The organism is Metamycoplasma canadense (genome assembly GCF_000828855.1).
Taxonomy (GTDB): Bacteria; Bacillota_I; Bacilli_A; order Mycoplasmatales; family Metamycoplasmataceae; genus Metamycoplasma; species Metamycoplasma canadense.
Genome location: NZ_AP014631.1, coordinates 617,920 through 639,125, shown reverse-complemented (window position 1 = coordinate 639,125; position 21,206 = coordinate 617,920). Strand labels below are relative to the sequence as shown.

Sequence of the window (21,206 nt, the reverse complement as noted above, 5' to 3'; positions counted from 1 at the left end):
TTAATTAAAGTTCTTTCTTTTAAATACTATGCAACCTAAACAAATTAATACTAAACCTATTAAAATAACTGAAGGAATACCAATATACATTTCAATATAGTTAGATCTTTTAAATTCAATTATATTATCATTTAATTTAATTAAACGAACAAAGTTGTTTAAATATCCTTTACCGTAATTAGAAAACTCTTTTGCTCCCTTTGATAAATAAGGAATAATATTATCAACATTGATTATTGTTTTAAATTCACCATTTTCATTAGTTTCTGAAATTAATTTAAAAATATTAACTGTTCACACCAAGGAACTTATAAGCTCAATTAGTTTTGTTTTTTGAACATTAATATATGCATTAAGTTTTGATTTTTGAATATCTGATAATTTACTTTCATCAAATCTAGCTTTTAATGATTCGTCGATTAGTTTATTTATTGATTTTGAATATTTAGCTAATAAAAAATATGGAATTTCTTTTATAAAAGAGTGTAATTTTAAATAAGTCTTTTTAAGATCAGGATTTTTTTCATCTTTTGATTTATCTAATATTTTGTCTTTTATAGCGTTAAATTGAGTTCTATCTTCTAATAATCTATATTTTGTTAATTGAGTTAGAATGTTAATAATTTCAAATATTACAACTGCATCAACAGTTTGAGTAACTTTTTCGCCTTTTTTGTTATATCCAGTTATTTCTTCACTTAAATCTGATTTATCAATAAACTTATTAATATTTTTATAGCTTTCATCACTTATTATTTTTTCAATAGTTGTTTCATTAAACTTTTTAAATTCATCAAAATTTATTTTTTGAATATCCTTTAATCCAAAATTAAAGAACGATTTTTCACCATAAATTGATCAATCAAAAATACTTTTAAATTCATCTAAGTTGTAACTTAATCCTAAAAGATCATATTGTGGTTTAGAATTTGATGTTAATTTATTTTTTGAAACTGTTTTAATTAATATTTGTTTTGAAAGATCTAGATCATATTTTTTTTCAAAATATTGTAGAGTATTTTTATCTAAATTGCCATTATCATCAAAAATTTTAAAATATTTTTCTTTAGATAATTTTTTATTATAATCTACCGCGATTGAAATATTTTGTAAACTTTTATCATAAGCTGTATAGACAGGGAAAAAATATTCACGTAAATTTAGTCAAAACATTTTTGAATAAAATGATTTTGAAATCTTATCAACTTCTTCGGTTATTGAATATTTAACTTTAGGATTAAATTCTTCAGCAAAAGGGTTAAAAGATAATTTTTCTTTATTATTTAAATAATCAGTTAAAACTTTATTTTCAACCAATCAATTATCTTGAGTTAAGTATCTTTTATTTATATTAGTTAGAGCTTGGTTTGATTTACCTTCAATAATCGAATTTCGAGGAATTAAAATTAAAGGTCTGTTAGCTGCTTTTAATGATGTTTGAATTACATCTGTTCGTTGCGATGTTTTAACAAATCCCATAACACAACTTCCTAAAAAAGGAACAACAGCAACTAAAACTTGGAAAACTTTAGCACTTACAAAATTATGTACCAATGCTCCTAAACTAACACAAAATATAGAGCATAATATAGTTGCACCAAAAAATGATAATGCTGAATAAAACGCTCTTTGAGCATCATGTGGAACTATTAATTGACTAATAAAAAAATTTATACTTAATATAAAAACTGAAAACAGTGATCCAATTAAGCTTGCAAATACATTAGCAAAATAAATTTGTGATCTTTTTATTGGTTTCGAATAAAGTATATATTCAATCCCTTCTCTTTTATAACGATAAAAAAACGTTTGTGTTACAAACGAACATAAAACAAAAGAAGCAAACTCACAAAATGTTGCGGCAATTTCAATATATTGATTACTATCAAGTAAATTCTTATTCCCCAATCAAGCCACTGTAGCTTTTATACAAGCAACAAGGAGTATATAAAATCCTCCAATTACAAAAGGTGTAATATAAGAACTTCATAACCTAAAATATACTTTTAATTGCATTTTAAAAAAACCTAGCATAATACAAATCCTTAATATTTTAAATTTTTAAATAACTAAAAAATAAAAGTAATTTAATTTAAATTTTTTAAAACAAATTTAAATGTAATATTAGATACTATTTTTTGTTATTATTATTTTTTTTATTATATTTATTATATTATATTTGTAATTAAATTTTATTATGTTATTATTAGTAAAAAATTAATAAAATTGTAGTTTGTTAAAATTTACGTTTTTTTTATAACAAGCCAAAAAAGTTTTTTTAAATTTATTTGGTCTAACTTTTTTAAGTTCATTATATTAAAAACTAGAACATTTTATTTAATTAATTTGTAGTAAAAAAATATGTAGCATTGTTAACTACATATTTTTAATTTATTTTGTAATTTTTAGATATACTGTTCTAACTTCTTGATTTAAGTCATTTCTATAAATAGTAATTTTTACTATTTTAGCTTCTTTATTTACATTATTTTGAGCAAATTTTATATTTCCTAAATCTTCTATTGTGTAGTAATAATTAATTTGTGATTTTAAATCAACACTTATTTCCTTAAAATCTAAATTTTCTAATGTTTTATTACCCTTTAAAATTAAATGATTAAATTGGAATTTTTTGTTTATTTCTTCATCTTGAATTTTTCATTCTACAATTTCGTGAGTTGCAGGATTATTAGGGGTATTTTTAAATAAAACACGAAGATTTTTTGGTAAATCACTTTCGGGATTAATATTATTTAATTTATTAAGATCATCAATATTAACTTTTTTTGCTTCTTTTTGAACTTCGCCAAGTTCAAATTCTGAAAATCCAATAATATTAGTTCAATTATCATTTCCATTAATTGTTCTTGTTGAAGCTTTTCATGTTACTTGAATATATTTTGCTTCAACTGGTTTAAATTTAATATTAAAGTATATAATGTATTCCATATTATCTGGTTTAATTTTTAAATCCTCGTCTGATATTTCTGATTTTTTTTGTGGAAGATTATAATTTTCAGATAATATACCCTTATTTTTAAGGTTTTGATCTACAACAAATAAGTCTTCTGTATATTTAACAGTTTGATCTTCTACATCATGCCATTTTTTACCGTCTTTTGAATATCTAATAGTAAATGAATGAGGTCATTTATATTCCCCTCATGGCATATGTTCATTTGGTGATCCCATACCTCCTGAACGAACTCATAAATCTATTTTTCCATAATTTTTTATTTCTTCATTAGAAGTTAACGTTATTTTATTATCATCTTGAGGTTTTCCTCAATAATTTCAATTATCCCAGCGTGATACGTGATTTTTATTTCCATCAACTAAATTATCTAATGGATACGATGAAGGATTAAATTTAATAGAGTAATCTTTTTTAATACTTAAATTATTTTTTCCTGCCACTTGATTGTAACTAATTGAATCATAACTTTTATTAATTCCAATTAACTCTAAAAATTCATAATCATCTTTAAATGAAGCAGAATTTTTAAGTGGTTTTTCTAATCTTATTTCGGTTTTTCCTTCTTTAACTTTTTCGTCAAAACCAATATCCTGTCATTGATTATTGACTTTCATTTTGTATTTTTCATTTTTATTTAAGGCTGGCAACACACTTAAAATAGTTCTGCCTGTTCCAACTATGCCATAATATCTACCTTGTCTTAGATTTGACTTTTTATTTTTGTTAGTATTTATTTCTAATAAATTTAAGTTATTGTAATCAATAATAAAACCAAATTTTTCAATTGAAAGTTGTTTTTTAAATTCTTGTTCTAAAGTTTTTATTTTAGAAACTTCATTTAATTCTTCTTTATCAAGAATAATATTTTCGTTGTTAAATAAATCTTTTTGAGCATGATTTGAAGAATTTTTTAATAAGTCTGCATATTTTTTAGTTTCTTTATAAGCGTTGTTTAGTTTTGAATACTCTTCTTTAAGTTCAGCAATCAAAATTTCTATATCTGAAATATTTTTTAATTTTGAATTATTATTTAGAATATTTTCTGATTTTTGTCTCACTGAATTATTAATTGGTAACTTTTGGATTTCTGAATTAAGATCACTATATTTTTGATTAATTGATGAGTATTCATCACTTAAAGATTTTATTTTTTCTTCTGTATTAACCTTATCGTGTACTCAGGTGGATTCTAAAATTGATTTTCTATTATTGATATAAGTCAATGAAGGTAATATTTTTTCAAATTCTTCAAATTTAGTTGATATTTTATTTAAATTTTCTTCAAACTTAACTAAATCTTCACCAATTTTCCCTTCCAAATCATTATTAAATTGGCTTTGTGATGCAAAAGGCATTTTTTTAATTTTTTGTAAAATTTCTTTCTTTTTATTTTCTAATGCCTTAATTGCATCTTCTTTTCTAGAATTTATAACATTAACATCATCTAATGAATCGAAAGAATTCAATAATTCATCTTTTTTAGAATTTCATAATTTATTAATATGAGTTATAGCTTGTGCTTTTGCTTCTGCGATTGCATCATTATAAATTATTTTATCTTTAACTCTTTTCTTTAATTCATTGAACTGTGAGACTGTAGAAAATGTTGCTAGTTCACTTTTAAAATTAGTTTTTTGATTTTCAATTTGAAGTTTATTAATTTCATCTAAAACTTGATTTTTCGCTAATTCTTGAATTTCTTTCTCAAGTTGATCCAATTCTTTGTATGTATTTAAACTAGTTAATTTTTGTTCTAAGTTATTTTTTTCACCATCAAAGTCATTTAATTCTTTTTTAACAATTTCAGTTTTATTGTTGAATATTCTTTCGGCTTTTTCTTTTACTTCAGAATTAACAGTTTGAGACTTATTATTCAAAATTTTATTTTTCAAAATTTCATATTCTTGATGACCATTAATTTTTTCAACAGATGAACTTGATAATCTTGTATATTCTTCAATATATAATTCTAACTCTTTTCGAATTTCCTTATAACCTTCATCTGTTTGTTGATCAGAATCTAAAACTTGTTTAACATTTAATAATTTAGGATCATCAGATTTTAAATTAGATAACAATTGATTTGTTATTGTTTTTAAAGAATTTAAATAATTGTTAATGTCGCTCTCTAATTTATTTAAATCATTAATTTCAGGACTATTATCAAATTTAATAGCCTGTTTTTGTTCATTAAATTCAGCCAATTTAAAAGGGTCTTTTACTCTTGATAATATGTCATCTATTCTCAATTTTATATCATCAACTTCATTTTTGTATTCTAAGTTTTTTTGTTCAAGTTCTTTCAATTTTGATTCGACAATAGATTTTAATTTTTTTTGTTCATTCAAATCAGCATTTTCGTTAATTGAATTTGATAATAAGAAATCTTTATATTCTTTGTTTAAAGAATCAGGTAAAATATTAGATTTATTTTCAATATCCTTTAATAATGAAGATGTTTCTTTTGCGGTTAATGCAATTATTTTTTTCTCAATAGAAATTTCATTATTATTAAAATAATTATTCAATTGTGTTGGAAAATTATCTTGAGCATTCAAAGCTTCAAATTTTGATTTTAAATTTGCTGTTTTTTCATTATATGCTTGTTCTAATGAATCTAATTTTTCTTTAAGTTCCGTCTCATTTAAGTTTTCTAAATTTTTATCTTCTTGAGAAATAGAAGAAAAATCTTCATGACCGTTTAATTTTTCAAACGCTTTATTAATATCTGATTTTAAATCTGATATTTTTTTCTTAGCATCTTCAATTATTTTTTCTACATCAGCTTGTTTAGAAGCATTTTTAATTTCTTGTTTTAAAGTAGTTGAATTTTCTAATTTATTTATAACTTCAACAGCTTTATTTTTTAAATCTTCAAGCTTATTATCTTGTTCTTTATTATATGAAGAAATATTTTTATTTAATTTATTAATCTCAGAAATATTATTATTAGCATTTATTTTTTCTTCGAATTCAGCTTTTTTAACAGGATCTTCAATGTTTTTGATTAATTCTTTTGCTTTATTCTTAGCTTGTTGTAGTTCTATTTTTATTTCTAAATCTTTTAATTTTGAAAATGTATTTTCATCTTTTTCTAATTCATTTTTAAATGAATTTTTTTCTTGTTGTTCTAAGCTTGAATCTAACATTGAAATAAGAGCATTCTTTTTATCAATAAAAGCTTTATTTGCGATTTCTTCAACAGATTTCATATCATCGTATGAATTTTTTGAATCCAATGTAGTTAATAAGGTATCGAGATTTTCATAACCTTCAAGTTTTGCAGTAATTTTTTGTTTAATTTCTTCTTTATATTGATTTATTTTTTCTTCAATATTAGTTTTCAATCCTAATAATTTTTCATATGTATTTGTAGAATCATTAATCTTAGTTAATAAATCAGTTTTATCATTGCTTTCTAAATTATTATTTAATGTTAATATTTCTTGTTTTAATTGTTCAAATTTTTCATTATCTTTCTTTAATTCATTAGTTAATTGTTCATTAATTTTCATTAAATTTTCAACTTGTTTATTTTCATAATTTTCATAAACGATTTTTTCAATTAACCTACTATATTTTTGTTCTTGAACATCTTTATTACTCTTAAATGTTTTTGAAAGATCTAATATTTTGTTAGAAATTAAATCAACTATTTTCTTATGTTGCGAAATTATTTTTGTAACATCACTATTTTCAATTGTTAAACTTTCTAACTCAGATATTAATTTCGAGGTCTCAGAATTATAAATAGTATCAAATTTTGAATCTGTAACTAGTAAATTTTTAATTAAATCAAAGTTACTATTAATTTCTTTATTAAATTTATTGTATAAACTGATATTAAAATCATCATTATTTTTTATAATTTCTTCTTTTATTTCTTGATATTTATTAATCGTTGAAGGGATATCTTCTTTTAATTTTTCAACCTTTGTTAAAATTGATTCTTTCTTATCTGAAATATATTTTTTAATTTCATTTGTTATTTTTTCAAGTTCTTCTTTTGATTGAGAATTTTTTATAATTAATTGATTAAAATAATCATATTTATTTTCTTGATCACTTAAAAGTTTGTTTAATTCTTGATTTACATTAAATGATGCTAATTCTAATTCAGCTAAATCTTTTTCAATCTGATCCAAAATTTCTTTGTGAAGTTCATTATATTTTAAATTATCATTAAAAGCTTCAATCTTCGAATTTAAAACTTCTTTTTTATCTATATTTTTAACATTATTTAATAATTCTAATAGATTTTCTTTGCTACTTTGAATTTCGACTTGTTTTAATGTTTCGTTAATTTGCTCGATAGTTTTATTTTGATTTAATTGTTCAAGTAATTGACTTTTTTGTTTATCATTAGTTAATAATTCAATTTTATCAATAATTTTTTTTCTTAAATCAGCTAATTTATTATCAAGATCTTCCTTAATTTTTAAAATATCAGTTTCAGAATTTAAAGAAGAAAGTTTAATTTCTAATTCTTGCTTAAGTGGGTTATTACCTAAAAATTCTTCAAGATATTCTTTAACTACATCTTTTTGCTTTTGAATGTGAGTATTTAGCTCATTTTCAATTTCACTTAGTTTATCCTCTCTAAGTAATTCAAGTTTTTCTAATAATTCTTTTTGTTTTTCAACATCAACATTAACCAAGGATTTAATTTTTTCTTCTAATGGAATTTTATTTTGTTTTAGATCGTTTAATTGGTTTTCTTTATTATTTACTTCTTTAATAATATTTTTTAATTGATCTTCGTCCTTCGCACTATTAATTAATTCTTTATATGCATCAAGTGAGTCAGCGTATACTAATGTTTTTTTAATGTTTTCAATTGATTTTTCCTTATTAACTTGTAATTGTGATTCTTTAATAAGCTTCTTTAGATCAACAAGTTTAATTTCATTTTTAATTGAAGAAGATATTTCATGTTTTTTGTTTTTGTCTTTTATGGTATTAAGCATTTCATTAATAGAATTTTTTTGATATTCAATTAATTCATTAATTTTGCTAATAAAATTATTTAATTCTGACTCATGACTTTCATTACTTAAATTATTAAATTTATCAGAAAAATCTTTATAAAGATCATCTCCTTCTAATAATTTAAGTTTTTCTTGTGCATTTTTATAAATATTATCTAATTTAGCCTGAATTTCAAGTTTTTTATCGTTTAGTTCTTTAAAGTTTACTTTTTTGTTAATTTCTAAAATTAAATCATCACTATCTGAAAGTTTATTAGCCCAAGATATAACCTCAGTTTTTAAATCATTTAAATTTTTTTCTAAATCTGATTGCAAACTATTAAATTGGTCAATTGTTTCTAGTTTTGATAATTTATCAAGATAATTTTCCTTAATATTTTGATTTTTTGAATCATTAATTATGTCATTTATTAATTTAGTTAAAGCATCCTTCTTATTTTTTAAAATAGAGTTAATCTCATCGGTTAGTTCTTCAAATTCGATTTCGGTATTTAGTTTATTTAAATCTTGAATATATTTTTCTTTTAAAGGTGAACCAAGTTTTTCAAGAAGTTCTTTAACTTCATTTTTCTTTTTATTCAAAGAATCTTTAACTTGTTTTTCAAGTTCTTTTAATTCGGTAAATAAATTGGCTTTTGATATTGATTCGCTAATAGTTTTCTTTAATGAATTATTAACTGATAATTTCGAAACCAGATTCATTATTTCTCTTTTTCTAGCTTCAATTTTAGAAGTTTCTAATGTTAGAAATTGATTTACTGTTTCTTGTAATGATTGAAATGAATTTATAGTATGAATATCAGAATTTAATTCTTTTAAAAATTCATCTTTTTTACCAGGATCCTGAATTTTATTAATTAATGTTTTGTTTAATGCTTTTAATTCGTTGATTCGATTTTCCTCGTTGCTTATTGAAGATATCAAATCCTTCTTTATTTTTTCAAGACTTTCATTATCATTTGCAAGGGTAATCTTCTTAATTCATTCTTCGGTTAAATTAGGGTTTTTGAATTTTTCAGTTAATTTTAATAATTCTTTTTTTAATTTGTGATCTACATCTTTTTGCTTGATAATTTCTTTAATATTTTTTAAATCTTTTTGATTTTTACTTTCTTTTATTAAAAGTAGTAAACCTTTTTTATTTGGATTGTCATAATCTAAAGATTCAACATCTTTTAAGATGTTTATTTTATTTTCATTAAATTTATCATTAAATTCGATTAATTTTTTCGAAATTTCATTACTATCTAATTTTTCAATTTCTAAATTCTTATCCTTGTCTTTTTCATCTAAGTTTGTAATAATTTCTTTAAGTTTTTCTTTGTTTATTTTTTCAATTTCGTTTAAATTACTTAATATTTCGCTAAATTTTGAAATATCACTTAACACTAAAGGCGATAATGCTTCTAATAAAATATTAAAGTTTTCAATATTCTTTGTATCGTCGTCATTTATTGTAAATAATTCATTAAATGTTGATGCTTTTTTAATTAATTCCTCGCGTACTTTATCTGATTTATTTATTGCTCTTAAAAATGCCTCTTTAACATTATTTATTGCCGATTCTAGTTGTTCTTTTGTTGAATTAATATTTAAAATTAATGATTTTAGCTCAGATTTTTTAAGAATTAAATCAGCATTTTTGTTTGCTAAATTATAAATTGAAGCAAGTTCATATCTTAAAATCATTTTTTGGTCATATTCATCTAATGTTTTAACTAATTCTTGATCTGAATTATTACCCTCTGTTTCTAAATTAATTTTTTCTGTTTCATTTAAAATAAAAGAAGTATTAACATTAAGCAAAGTTAAAACTTTGTTAATCAATTTAGCTTTTTGTTCGTTGCTTTTCTCATTAAAATTTTTATTTACTAAATCAAGGACTATTTTTTGAGGTAATTTTATATCATTATTTTTTTCTGTAGTTTCTTGTAATAAAGAAATAACTTTTTTTATTTCTTCATCATTTTGAAATTGAGAATTTTTAATTAACTTATCAAGATTAGTCTTAAATATTTCATTTTCAAGTAAAACTCTTGACAATAAATTATATTTTGCTTGCGCAACAAAAATATCAATAGTATCGTTAGAATCTAAAAATTTTAATAATTGATCTTTTTCTTTATAATTATCAATTTTTGTTTTATTACCATTAATACTTGAAAACGAATCTTTTATTATTAATAAGTTGATTTCATTTATTTTTAAAAATGAATCATTTAAAGTTTTTTCATTAAATAAAGAATTTTTTAAAGTTGTTTCTAATTCTGAAATCTTTTTAGAAATATTTAAATTAGAATTTCCTTGAGATACGATTTTTGACTTATATAAAATTGCTTCTTTTAACGATTCATCCTTCAGTTGTTTTTCAATTTCTAAAATGGATTTAGATTTTTGAAAAGTTTTTATATTTAAATCAAAATTAGAAACTCATTTTTGAACAAACTCGCTTTCATCATTTAGTTTTAATAAATCCTTTACTCCTAATGCATACATTTTAAGATTATTAAGATTTTCATTAATAGCATAATCTATTGCTTTAATACCATCTTTAAATGCTTTAACACTATTTATTGCAATAATATCGTTTAATATTTTTTGTTTCTTAGGATCCTTATTTTCAAGATTTTGATCAAAATGCTTATCAAATTCATCTTTGGCTTTATTGTAAATTTCAAGAGCTTTATCTTCAATTTCTCTTATTTTTTCAATACTTTTTGCTAAGGCTAAATTGTTTCCAAATTGAGTTTTTTCAGGTTCATCTAATAAATCAATAATTTCTTTAGCATATTTTTTATTACGTGACAACTCAATTTCTTTAAAAATAGTCTTTTGTAATAAATTAATTTCATTATTAGAAAGATCGGTTTTTTCTAATTTATTTTTAAATAATTCTTTTTGTTTTTCGCTTAATGTTGAATTATTTTCAAGAATTGATTTAAGGTTTTCTTTTTTAAGATTGATTAGATAATTTAAAGAAGATTTATTTTCTAATTTTTTTTCTAATTCTTTAATTAAATCATTAGCATTTTTCGAAAAATTAGGATCTAAATTATTTTTTAATAAGTTTTCTATTTTTGCTTTATCTTCATCTGATGCTGTTTTATTCAAAAAACTAAGTTGATGAATTAGCGATTTTCTTTCTTCAATATCATCCTTATTAGCTTCTTTAATAACTTGTTGTAAAATATCATCAATTTTATCTTTAGGTGAACTTTTAATAAGTTTTAAATATTTATTACGTTTTAATGGGCTTTCAATTAAGTTGGCGTGTTTTAAAGCCTGATCATATTTGTTTAGTGTATCTAAAATAACCTCTTTTTCTTTTGAGGTTTTAGTATTACTATTAATATTTGACCAATATTCGGCAATATTTTTATCTAAGTTATTAATAATTTCACTAATTTTAGTATCCAACTGAGAAAATAATGTTTTTTCAATTATATCTTTTGCTTCTTTGAACGAAATAGACGAATAACTTTTTTTATTAAAGATATCTTTTAATTTAGGAATAACGTTATTTCTATTGATTTCGCTTAATTTATAAATATCTTTTAAATCATTAAGTTCAGAAAGAATTGCCTTACGTGCTTCTAAATTTTTTAAGAAATCTTTATCGGAAATTTCGTGTAAAATTTCTTTAAATAGATCATTATTTTTTTTAAACTCTAAAAGATTATTATTAACTTCATTAAAAATAAATGTATTCAAGATATCAATAAGTTTTTTTAATTCACTTACATCATATTGAATAAAAGGTTTATTAAATGATAAATTTTGGGCTAAAGCTAATTTTTCATATTTTTCTTTATCAGTTTCAAATAATTCTTTAATTTTAGACTTAAGGTTACTAATTAAATTGTTTTTTTCATTGATAAAAGAATCTCTATGATGCTTAGACACCCCACCGAGTACGCCCACACCAATTGTTGATAACAATAGAGTTGTAGTTGCTATTACAAGAGCTTTCTTTTCCTTTTTTGTTCTTTTACTCATATTAAATATCCTTTCTTTTTAAATTTTTAATATTATACAATAATATATATATATATATATAATGCGGAAATATTTATAATCTTAAAATTATTTAAGTTTGTTTTATTATTAATTAAAATGAAACAATATTTTATATTTTTAATTAATTAAAAGTTATAAGTTTTTACTTTATAAAACAAATAATTTCTTAAAAAAATCTAAAAAACATCTGAAAAATACAAAATTAATAAAATGAGTTTTCTTTTTTAAAAAAAGAAGAATAATTTAAGAAAAAATAGTGTGCCTCAAGCAAAAAATAGCTCAAAATAAAAAGAAAAAAGAGTTATAACATTAACAAAAATTAATATTACAAATTATTATTTTTTGTAGATGCTTATTTTAATGTCTTCTAAATAACTAAAAGACATAGTTTTATTTTATTTTTTAAAAATAAAAATGTGCTATAATGATATAGCCATGAGAACAGCAACCTTGTAAACTGGTCAGGATAGAAATATAGCAGCCATGTCGAGAAGTACCGTGTCTTGTGGTTTTTTAATTTTTCATAAACTTTTATTGTAACTTATTAAAAAAAGGAGGTTAATTATGATTTGTACATGATTATTAACCACTGAAGAAGATGTAGAAAATTTTTCAATATTGCCAATTTTAGATTTAACAGATTTTGTTATTTATAAAAAAATTTCAAAAAAACCATTTTTTAATTCAACATTAATTAACACTTATTTGGAAAAAAATGATAAAGAAATAGAAAATTTGTTTTTTGATGAAAATCAATATTTTTTATGTCCATATAAACGTTTTTATGACGAATATAAAGAAGAAAGTAAAAATGAAATAGTGGTAAATTTAAATAAATATAAAAATATTAATAAATTTAAAATTAAACAGCTCGAAAACTTATTAAATATAATTAAAACAAACAATGAAAAAAATGGTGGGCTTATTCTTGCAGAAAATAATTTTTATTATATATTTGCTGATCCAAATGTAGTAAAAAAACAATTCGAAGAAATACTAACAAAAAAAGAAAACCAAGAAAATGTAAATTATGTTTTTGATGTTTTTCAGCACTTTTTACCAAAATTAAAAAAATCAAATGATATGTTTTTAGACAATGAAAACCAAATAAGTAAATATGTAAAAACAATAGTTGTTATGAATATTGAAAAAACCTTATTTGATCTAAAAGAAGAATCAGAAATTAACTAATAAATAATTATTAATTTTATAATTCAAGCGCAATAAATTTTAATTAGATGCGCTTGAATTTTTATTAATAAAATATACGAGTCTAAAAATAAAAATTTCTGCATATTGCAGAAATTACTTTTTACTATCTAAAATACTCTTAAAATTACCAAGTCCGTTTTTATCTAATTCTTCATAAGGTATGAATTTTAAAGAGGCTGAATTAATACAATATCTTAAGCCGCCGGTTTCTTTAGGACCATCATTAAAAACATGTCCGAGATGTGAATCTGCATTATTGCTTTTTACCTCTGTTCTTATCATATTATGTGATAGGTCTTCTTTTTCAATAATTAATTTTTTTTCAATTGGTTTACTAAACGCTGGTCAACCACATCCAGAATTAAATTTATCTGTTGATAAAAACAATGGTGTATTATCAACAATATCAACATAAACTCCTTTTTCAAAATGATTGTCATATTCATTCTCAAATGGTTTTTCAGTATATCCTTCTTGTGTTACCTTATATTGTAATTCGGTCAAGTGGGTTAAATCTTTTTTATTTTTCATAGCTAAAAATTATATATTTTAAATTTGGGTTTTTGCTTTAAAAAATAAAAAATTTTCTGTCTAATTTAAAAACAGAAAATTATAATAATTATTATTTTTTAAATCTAAAGCAAGTTTTTCATATTTTTCTTTATCAGTTTCAAATAAGTCTTTAATTCATAAATTAAGATCATTAATCAAACAGTTTTTTTATTAAACAATGCATTTTTATGCAACTTAACTGACACCTATTATACCTATATAGCAATAGTAGCTAAAAGTAATACTGTAGTTCCTATAATAACTGCTTTTCTTCCCCTTCTAATTATTTTACTCATAAATGTCTAATATTATTTACTTTCATCTTGTCTGGCGTGACCATTACATAGTTTTTTATATGTTATTTATAATAACATATTAGTTTAAAAAAATCTTTTAATATCATAAAGATAGTTTTTTTAAAAGAATATTTTGCTTTTAATAGCAAAAGAATAAGAAAATAAAACAAAATTTAATTTTCTTTTTATTTTTAGTAGATTTTTATCTTTACTTATAATTCCAAATGTTTATCAATAAAATAGAAAAACTTATAATAAATATTTCATTTTAGTTTTTAAAAAAACTAATTAAAATAATTATTTTACTGAGTTATTTTTTATATTTATTTCAAAATAACAAAAAAATTATTCTATGAGGAGTATTAAATATAAGAAGATAACCCTGTTATAATCAATTAAAAATTATATAAACATAAATCAATTTAAAATCAAGCAATTAGAAATTTTAGTTCAAAAATAGTAAAAATAGGGGGTCTTTTTATTGTTAATAAAAAATAATGATGCTTTTGAATTTTATTATGTTTTTGCAGATCCTAATATTGTTCAGAAACAATTTAATGAAATGATTGAAAAATCAAAAGAAAATAAAAATGTTGATAAATCATTTGATATTTTTGCAACGTTCTTGCTGAGCTCCAAAAAGCTAATGATATATTTTTAGATAATGATAGTACTATAAGACATTTTGTTAAAAACATAATTATTTTAAATATCTAAAAAACTATTTTTGATTTAAAAGAAAACCCGAAACCCAATTAATAATTTAAAATATATAAACAAAAAATTCCTGCAGCAAAGTCGCAGAAATTTTAATTAACTTTTTTTATTTAGAATCTTAAATCTCTTTAAAATGACCAAGTCCGTCGTGATCAGGTTCTTCATAGAGAATAAATTTTAACAAAGATGAATTAATACAGTACCTTAATCCTCCGCTCGTTTTTGGATCATAATTAAAAACATGTCCCAAGTTAGATTTTACATTAGAACTTTTTACTTCAGTACTTATCATATTATGTATTAAGTCTTCCTTTTTGACAATTAAGCCTTTGTCAATTGGGGTTTAGTAAGTGCTTACCATCAACAATATCAACATAAATTCCTTTTTGGAAATTGTTATCCTATTCATTTTCAAATAGTTTTTTAGTATAACTTTCTTGATTTACTTTATATTGTAATTCGGTTAAATGACTTAAATCTTTTTTGCATAATCAAAATTATTATTAAAAATAAAAAAATTCTCGCTAAAAAACAAGCAAGAATTTTAAAAAATAATATTAACGTCTATTGTAGTACTCAACGATTAATGATTCATCAATATCTTTTGCAAATTCATTTCTTTCAGGTAATCTGGTATATGTTACTTTATTATTTTCACGTGATAATCATGAAGCGGTTTGCATTACTTCTAAAGCATCTTTTAAATTAGAATTATTTTCTAATGAAGATTTAATTTCAATAACTGAACCAGGTTTAATAATCATTGAAGGAATGTTTGCTTTGTGTCCATCAACAATAACATGGTTATGGTTAACAAATTGTCTTGCTTGTGCTCTAGTACGTGCAAAGCCAGCTCTAAAAACCAAGTTATCTAATCTTGATTCAACTAGTTGAAGCAAGTTAGTACCAGTAACACCAGCTTTTTTTGATGCAACATTAAATAAGTTTTTGAATTGTCTTTCGTTTAAACCATACATAAATCTTACTTTTTGTTTTTCATACATATGTAGTTGGTAATCTGATGGTTTAGATCTTTTAGCACCATGTTGTCCAGGAGCTGTTGTTCTTTTTTTACCTTTTGTGAATTCTTTATTATTTTCTAAAAGAGATGTTCCATATCTTCTTGATTTTTTAAAAATTGATCCTAAAAATCTTGACATATTTTCCTTTCAATATGCAAAGACAATTTAATAATTCTTAATCTATATTTTTTTCTCTAATGATTTCGGCATACAGCTTACTTACTTTCAAATTTAAAACAAAGAAAAAACATTTAAATAATATTATTATGCTGTGTCAATGCTTAAGAATTATAACTTATTTTTATAAAAATAAGTGTAATATTTTTTTAATTTTAATCTCCTAATTTTATAAGTGGTTTATTATATTTTTTTGTAAATTTTTTCATATATTTTTTTATTTTTTTAGCTAAATTACCATTAGTTTTTTTTGTTTCACAAACTAAAAAGATTAGTTTTTCATTTTTAAAATCGTATTTAATACTCATTCATTCGGATTGCTCAAAATTAAATTTTGCTATATATTTTTGAAATTCATTTTTATAATATTCTTTTACATTTTCAATTGAGTTAACTTTAATTAAGGAAATATTATCTTGAATAAATAATTTAGTTTCAAAATTAATAACATTTTCTTTAATACAATGAATTTCAAATTCAGTAATTTTTAATTGATCAATAAAACTTAAATTTTGAGAACAAATATCTTCATATTTCATTCCTTGAGTTTTATAATAATTTAGCATATCTATTAATACAGTAAAAAAAGAAAATGCATCATATCCTATTTTTTTTGAATTAAATAAATAAACATTATTTTCTTCATCAAAATAAATTGAATTCTCGTCATTAATTAAATTCGGTCTAAACAATCAATTTATTTGAAAATCAAGCTTAAAATAAGAAGCTATAGATAAAATATATTCTTTTTTAACTAAATTATTTGAATAAATTTTTTTAATCGGAGAAAAATTTCTGTTTGTATTTAAAATAGTATTTGTAAATGATAAATAATTACAAATTAAATCGGTTATATCTACTAATTCAAAACATAAACTTGTTTTCTTTGAGTAATTTCTTTTATATAAATAAAGTTTTTTATAATCGTAAGAAAATTTAATAATATAATCTATATTTTTTAAACTTTTGAAATAAAAAAAAGAAAAATTAATTAATAATGGTTTATCTTTTTTAAAATTTTTCTTAAAAACTTTATAAGCTATGTCGTTTTTTCCTAATATTTTTTTTATAAATGTATTTTGTAGCGAAGAATAAATAATACCAATGTTAAGAAGATGATTTGCATCCTTAGTAAAGTTTTTTTTGATTAAAAAATCAGTATATTCTTTTAATAATTTATCAAAATTCAAAAAATTTAAATCATTAGTTGTGTTTTTATTATCGTTAATATTAATTTTTTTATATTCTTTAATTATTTCTTTAATTATTTCTTCAGAAAGAGGATCATTATTTTTGTTAAAAAATGATATAGCAAACTTATTATCTTCGGAAAATTTATGAAAATAAATAATCATTCCAAATGATTCTGTTATTAAATTAGTATATTTAAAAAATGCTTCTGAAACTGGAGTGTGGTTTTTAAAACAGTAAATTTTTTGAGTGTAATAAGAAATTATATTAGCTATTTTTTTTTCAAAAAAACTTGCATATTTTGATAATCCATCATTTGCGATTAAGAGTTTAATGTCCAGATTTTTACTTTTTAAAATATTAACAATAGCATAAGATAATAATTCAATTGTAACTTCATTAAAGCAATTAAAATTAGGACCTATTTTTCCTAAAATATGGTTATTTTTATATTCAAAAAATTCAGTTTCTTTTTGACTTATATTTTTTAAATATTCTGGAAATAATTTATTTTTCATAAATAATAAAACCTACTTTATTATATTAACTAATTTTTCAATAAATTCTTTAACTGCGGTATCAGGATCAACGTTCTTTTGAGCATTTTTTAATAAATCGTTCATTGCTAGATATTTAATCGTTTTTCTTAATTGATTACTATTATAATCAGCTAATTCAGTAAAAGGATTTAAGTTATCATTTTCAATGTTATTCAAAATAAGATTGTTAGCTTTATTTTCATTATTTTTAATTACTTCATATTGCTCTTTAAAATTTAATGTTGGATATACATAACCTAAATTTAAACTTAAATATTCAACAGGAGTTAACTTAACTATTTTATTTTCATATTTCCATTCTAAAATATTTTTTTTATCATAAAGTCAATTTAAAAATAAATTAATTACCTCATTTTTATTATTTATTTTAGATTTTATTGCTGATAAAAATAAACCTTGAATAAAATAAGTTCCTTTTTTTTGGTTTATGTTGTTTTTAATTGGTACATTTTTAATTATTAAATCATTTTCGTGTTTTTTAAAAAAATCAAAATCATATTCATAAACTCTTGAAGTTACAAATGAAAACAATTGATTTTTTAAATCCGACGACCTTAAAATATGTTCCCTATCTGGATCGATATTAATTATTTTATTTCTTAGATTATTATAAAACTCTTTAATATTTTCATAAAATATCTTATACTCTTTTGAGTTTGGTTCTAAAATAAATTTAAAATCAATATCATAATTAGAATTATACTTTATAACAAATTGCTCAAAATTCGAAGCAGCTTTTTTAAATAAACTTTCATATATATAATTTTCAACATGCTTAACATACAAAATATTAAAATCAAGCTTCTTTATTGTTTTTTTCAAAAGTGAACAAAACTTTTGAAAATCAACGTCATAATTTAAAAAGTTATTTTCTAAATTTAAATCTCATTTTTTAATTTCATCTTTATTAAAATCTAAAAATTCTTTTTTATTTTTAGATTTTTTATATTCGTTTATCAAACTTGCAAAAAACGTATTTTTTCTAAGATTAAAAATGTTAATATTTTTTATTTTATTATCTTCATTATATTTATCTAATGAATATAAAACTTTAGAAAGTATTTTTTTATTAATTATAAGAATTTCTGAACTAATGCCAACAGGAAAATTATAAATATTACCTGTATTATTAAATCCTAAACGATTATTATAATCTAACATATTCTTAGAAATTCCTGTCTTATCAGCAATACTTGTTAAGTCATATAAACGATCGGCACCATATATTGATGAAACTAATGAAGGATACGAAAAAACAAGCGAAGGTGTTGAACTACTTTGAACATTTAATTGTAAAATGACTTTGCTTTGAATATCTTTTTTATCGAACGAGTTTACTAAAATTAATTTATTTTCTTCATATTTCTTATCTAATTTTTCATTGAACTTGTTTATTAATTTTTCCATTACTGCATAAGATTTTTTTTCATGTTGTTCAACAAATGGAATCATAACTGAAACCGGTTGTTTTTCTTGCTCATCGCACGAAATACAAAAAAAAGAACCTAAAGAAAGTACTGGAGTTGGTAATAGACTTAAAAATCTTTTTTTAATCATAGATTTTATTATTTAACTATTCTTGAAGAAATAACTTTAGCAACAATAGTACCATCATTTGTAGCTGTTGTAATTTGTCTAATTTCTTTTGCAACAACATCACCGATTGCAAAAATATTTTTCATTGATGTTTCCATGTTTTTATCTACAATAATAAATCCTCTTTCATTTAAAATTTCTTTATTTTTAATAAATGAAGTTGCTGCTTTAAAACCAATATACGGAAAAACTCCTTTTATATCCATATTTTTAATTTCACCATTAATATTAGCAGTTATGCTTTCGATTTCATTTTCACCATTTAATTTTAAAATTTGTGAATTCTCATAAATAAAAATATTTTTATGTTTTTTAACATCAGAAACCAATTTTGCTTCTGCTATTATTCCATCACGAACAAATATATAAACTTCTGATGATGTTGAAGCTAAATAAATTGATTCTTCAAATGCTGAATTACCGCCACCAATAATAGCACATTTTTTATTCTTAAATAAGGCGCCGTCACAAATTGCACAATATGAAACGCCTTTATTATTAAATTTTTCAATATTTTCAATGTTCGCTGGAACTAAATTAACCATTCCAGTAGCAATAACAATAGTTTTTGTTAAATATTTATCACCATTTTCTAAATAAACTTCTTTTTTAAATTCTGAATGGTCTTTAATCGAAATTACCTTACCAAAAATAAACTCAGCATTATTTTTTTTAGCTTGATTAAACATATTCATTGATAACTCAATTCCGGTAATATATTCAAAACCTGGATAATTTTCAATTTTTGATTGTTGTACCATCTTTCCACCAGGAGCATAATTTTCAATAAAACCAACTTTATATTCGTTACGACCTAAATACATCGCTGCTGTCAAACCAGCAGGTCCCGCACCAATTATTAAAACGTCAAAAATATTTTCCATTTTTTCTCCTTTTTTAAAAAATGAAACATTAGCTTATGCTAACGTAACATCCTCATTATTTTTTGATAAATTTAGTTTTCTGAAATCTTTTTTTAATAATCCTCTTTGATTATTTTTTGGTTCATATACAATAAAGTAAAAGAATTTATGTGTTCATTCTTTATGATATTTGTACACTTTATAAGCATTATAATTTAATTTAATAATAAACTCAAATAGTATTAATAATAAAATTCCGACAATAATATAAAGAGCTGAAATTACTTTATAAATTGTATAACTGTCTTGACGCAATGGTTCCATTCCGAAACGAACAATTCCATAATATAAAACATATAGCGATCCAGTAGTGCCTGGCTTTAATCAATTATAATTATTTAAAATTCAAACCAAAATAATATAACCAAATAAGTTAGCAATAGATTCATATAAGAATAAAGGAAGGCGATAATGACCACCAATATACATATGATCTCTAATTAACTTAGGAAGAATTTTAAATGCTAATGAATTTTCGGTCATAATTTGACCATAAACTTCGTGGTTAGCAAAATTTCCTCAACGACCAATTGCCTGCCCTATTAAAACTGCTGGAAGAATAATTGAAAATGCTTTTTTCAAATCAATTTTTTTTGCATTTTTCGAAAAAACAATGTATATAACACAACATATTGTTGAAGTAATGACTCCACCATGAATAGATAATCCACCTTGCCATACAAAAAACATTGTATATCATGGACCATTAACTCAACCTTTATGTTCGATTAATTGTTGAATTACGAAGAAGCATCTAGCACCAGCAATAGCTGTTGGTAAAGCAATAAAAATCAAAATAGCTAATTGCTCAAAAGTATATTTTTCACGTTTTCAAAAATAGAAAACCGTTAGAATAGATGCAATCATACCAAGCATCATTGTTAATGAATAAACATAGATCGGACCGACTTGCAAACTAACACCTGAATAATCCTTCATTTTTCTCCTTAAAATTATTGTATTTATTATGCTTTAAAA

At 21.7% G+C, this 21,206-nt stretch carries 10 protein-coding genes, 1 other RNA gene and 1 pseudogene; 3 read left to right on the top strand and 9 right to left on the bottom strand.

The genetic code is table 4. The features are described 5' to 3' along the window. On the bottom strand, positions 1-2,016 hold the full coding sequence (locus MCAN360_RS05695; protein ID WP_148310078.1) for an ABC transporter permease: 2,016 nt from the start codon (positions 2,014-2,016) through the stop codon (positions 1-3). A 375-nt stretch (positions 2,017-2,391) separates the two neighbouring features. Beyond that, positions 2,392-11,961: a hypothetical protein gene (locus MCAN360_RS05690; protein WP_045434218.1), complete on the bottom strand. Its 9,570-nt coding sequence runs from the start codon at positions 11,959-11,961 to the stop codon at positions 2,392-2,394. A gap of 446 nt (positions 11,962-12,407) precedes the next feature. Here MCAN360_RS05690 and ffs point away from each other — a divergent pair. After that, an RNA gene (gene ffs / locus MCAN360_RS02945) (signal recognition particle sRNA small type) lies at positions 12,408-12,504 on the top strand. A 42-nt stretch (positions 12,505-12,546) separates the two neighbouring features. After that, positions 12,547-13,173 (top strand): hypothetical protein, encoded by a 627-nt coding sequence (locus tag MCAN360_RS02620; protein WP_045434215.1) that lies wholly within the window; start codon positions 12,547-12,549, stop codon positions 13,171-13,173. A gap of 114 nt (positions 13,174-13,287) precedes the next feature. On the opposite strand, the gene msrB is transcribed toward MCAN360_RS02620, so the two are convergent. Beyond that, on the bottom strand, positions 13,288-13,725 hold the full coding sequence (gene msrB, locus MCAN360_RS02615; RefSeq protein ID WP_045434212.1) for a peptide-methionine (R)-S-oxide reductase MsrB: 438 nt from the start codon (positions 13,723-13,725) through the stop codon (positions 13,288-13,290). A 798-nt stretch (positions 13,726-14,523) separates the two neighbouring features. On the opposite strand from msrB, the gene MCAN360_RS02610 reads away from it, so the two are divergent. Continuing rightward, positions 14,524-14,703: a hypothetical protein gene (locus tag MCAN360_RS02610; protein WP_045434209.1), complete on the top strand. Its 180-nt coding sequence runs from the start codon at positions 14,524-14,526 to the stop codon at positions 14,701-14,703. Positions 14,704-14,877: 174 nt separating this feature from the next. On the opposite strand, the pseudogene MCAN360_RS05820 reads toward MCAN360_RS02610, so the two are convergent. The 6 genes and pseudogenes from MCAN360_RS05820 to lgt all read right to left on the bottom strand — a co-directional run bounded on the left by MCAN360_RS05820 (position 14,878) and on the right by lgt (position 21,167). Beyond that, a pseudogene (locus MCAN360_RS05820) lies at positions 14,878-15,250 on the bottom strand (peptide-methionine (R)-S-oxide reductase). 66 nt (positions 15,251-15,316) lie between these two features. Continuing rightward, positions 15,317-15,919: a 30S ribosomal protein S4 gene (gene rpsD / locus MCAN360_RS02600; RefSeq protein ID WP_045434207.1), complete on the bottom strand. Its 603-nt coding sequence runs from the start codon at positions 15,917-15,919 to the stop codon at positions 15,317-15,319. Positions 15,920-16,113: 194 nt separating this feature from the next. Further along, positions 16,114-17,667 carry a hypothetical protein gene (locus tag MCAN360_RS05685; RefSeq protein ID WP_045434205.1) on the bottom strand — a complete coding sequence of 518 codons (1,554 nt, stop codon included), beginning with the start codon at positions 17,665-17,667 and terminating at the stop codon, positions 16,114-16,116. A gap of 12 nt (positions 17,668-17,679) precedes the next feature. Further along, positions 17,680-19,266, bottom strand: coding sequence for an extracellular solute-binding protein (locus MCAN360_RS02590; RefSeq protein ID WP_045434203.1), 1,587 nt, complete (start codon positions 19,264-19,266; stop codon positions 17,680-17,682). 8 nt (positions 19,267-19,274) lie between these two features. Beyond that, positions 19,275-20,189, bottom strand: coding sequence for an NAD(P)/FAD-dependent oxidoreductase (locus tag MCAN360_RS02585; protein WP_045434201.1), 915 nt, complete (start codon positions 20,187-20,189; stop codon positions 19,275-19,277). A 33-nt stretch (positions 20,190-20,222) separates the two neighbouring features. After that, a complete protein-coding gene (gene lgt, locus MCAN360_RS02580) occupies positions 20,223-21,167 on the bottom strand; it encodes a prolipoprotein diacylglyceryl transferase (protein WP_045434199.1) in 945 nt (314 codons plus the stop codon). Between the last annotated feature and the right edge of the window lie 39 nt (positions 21,168-21,206).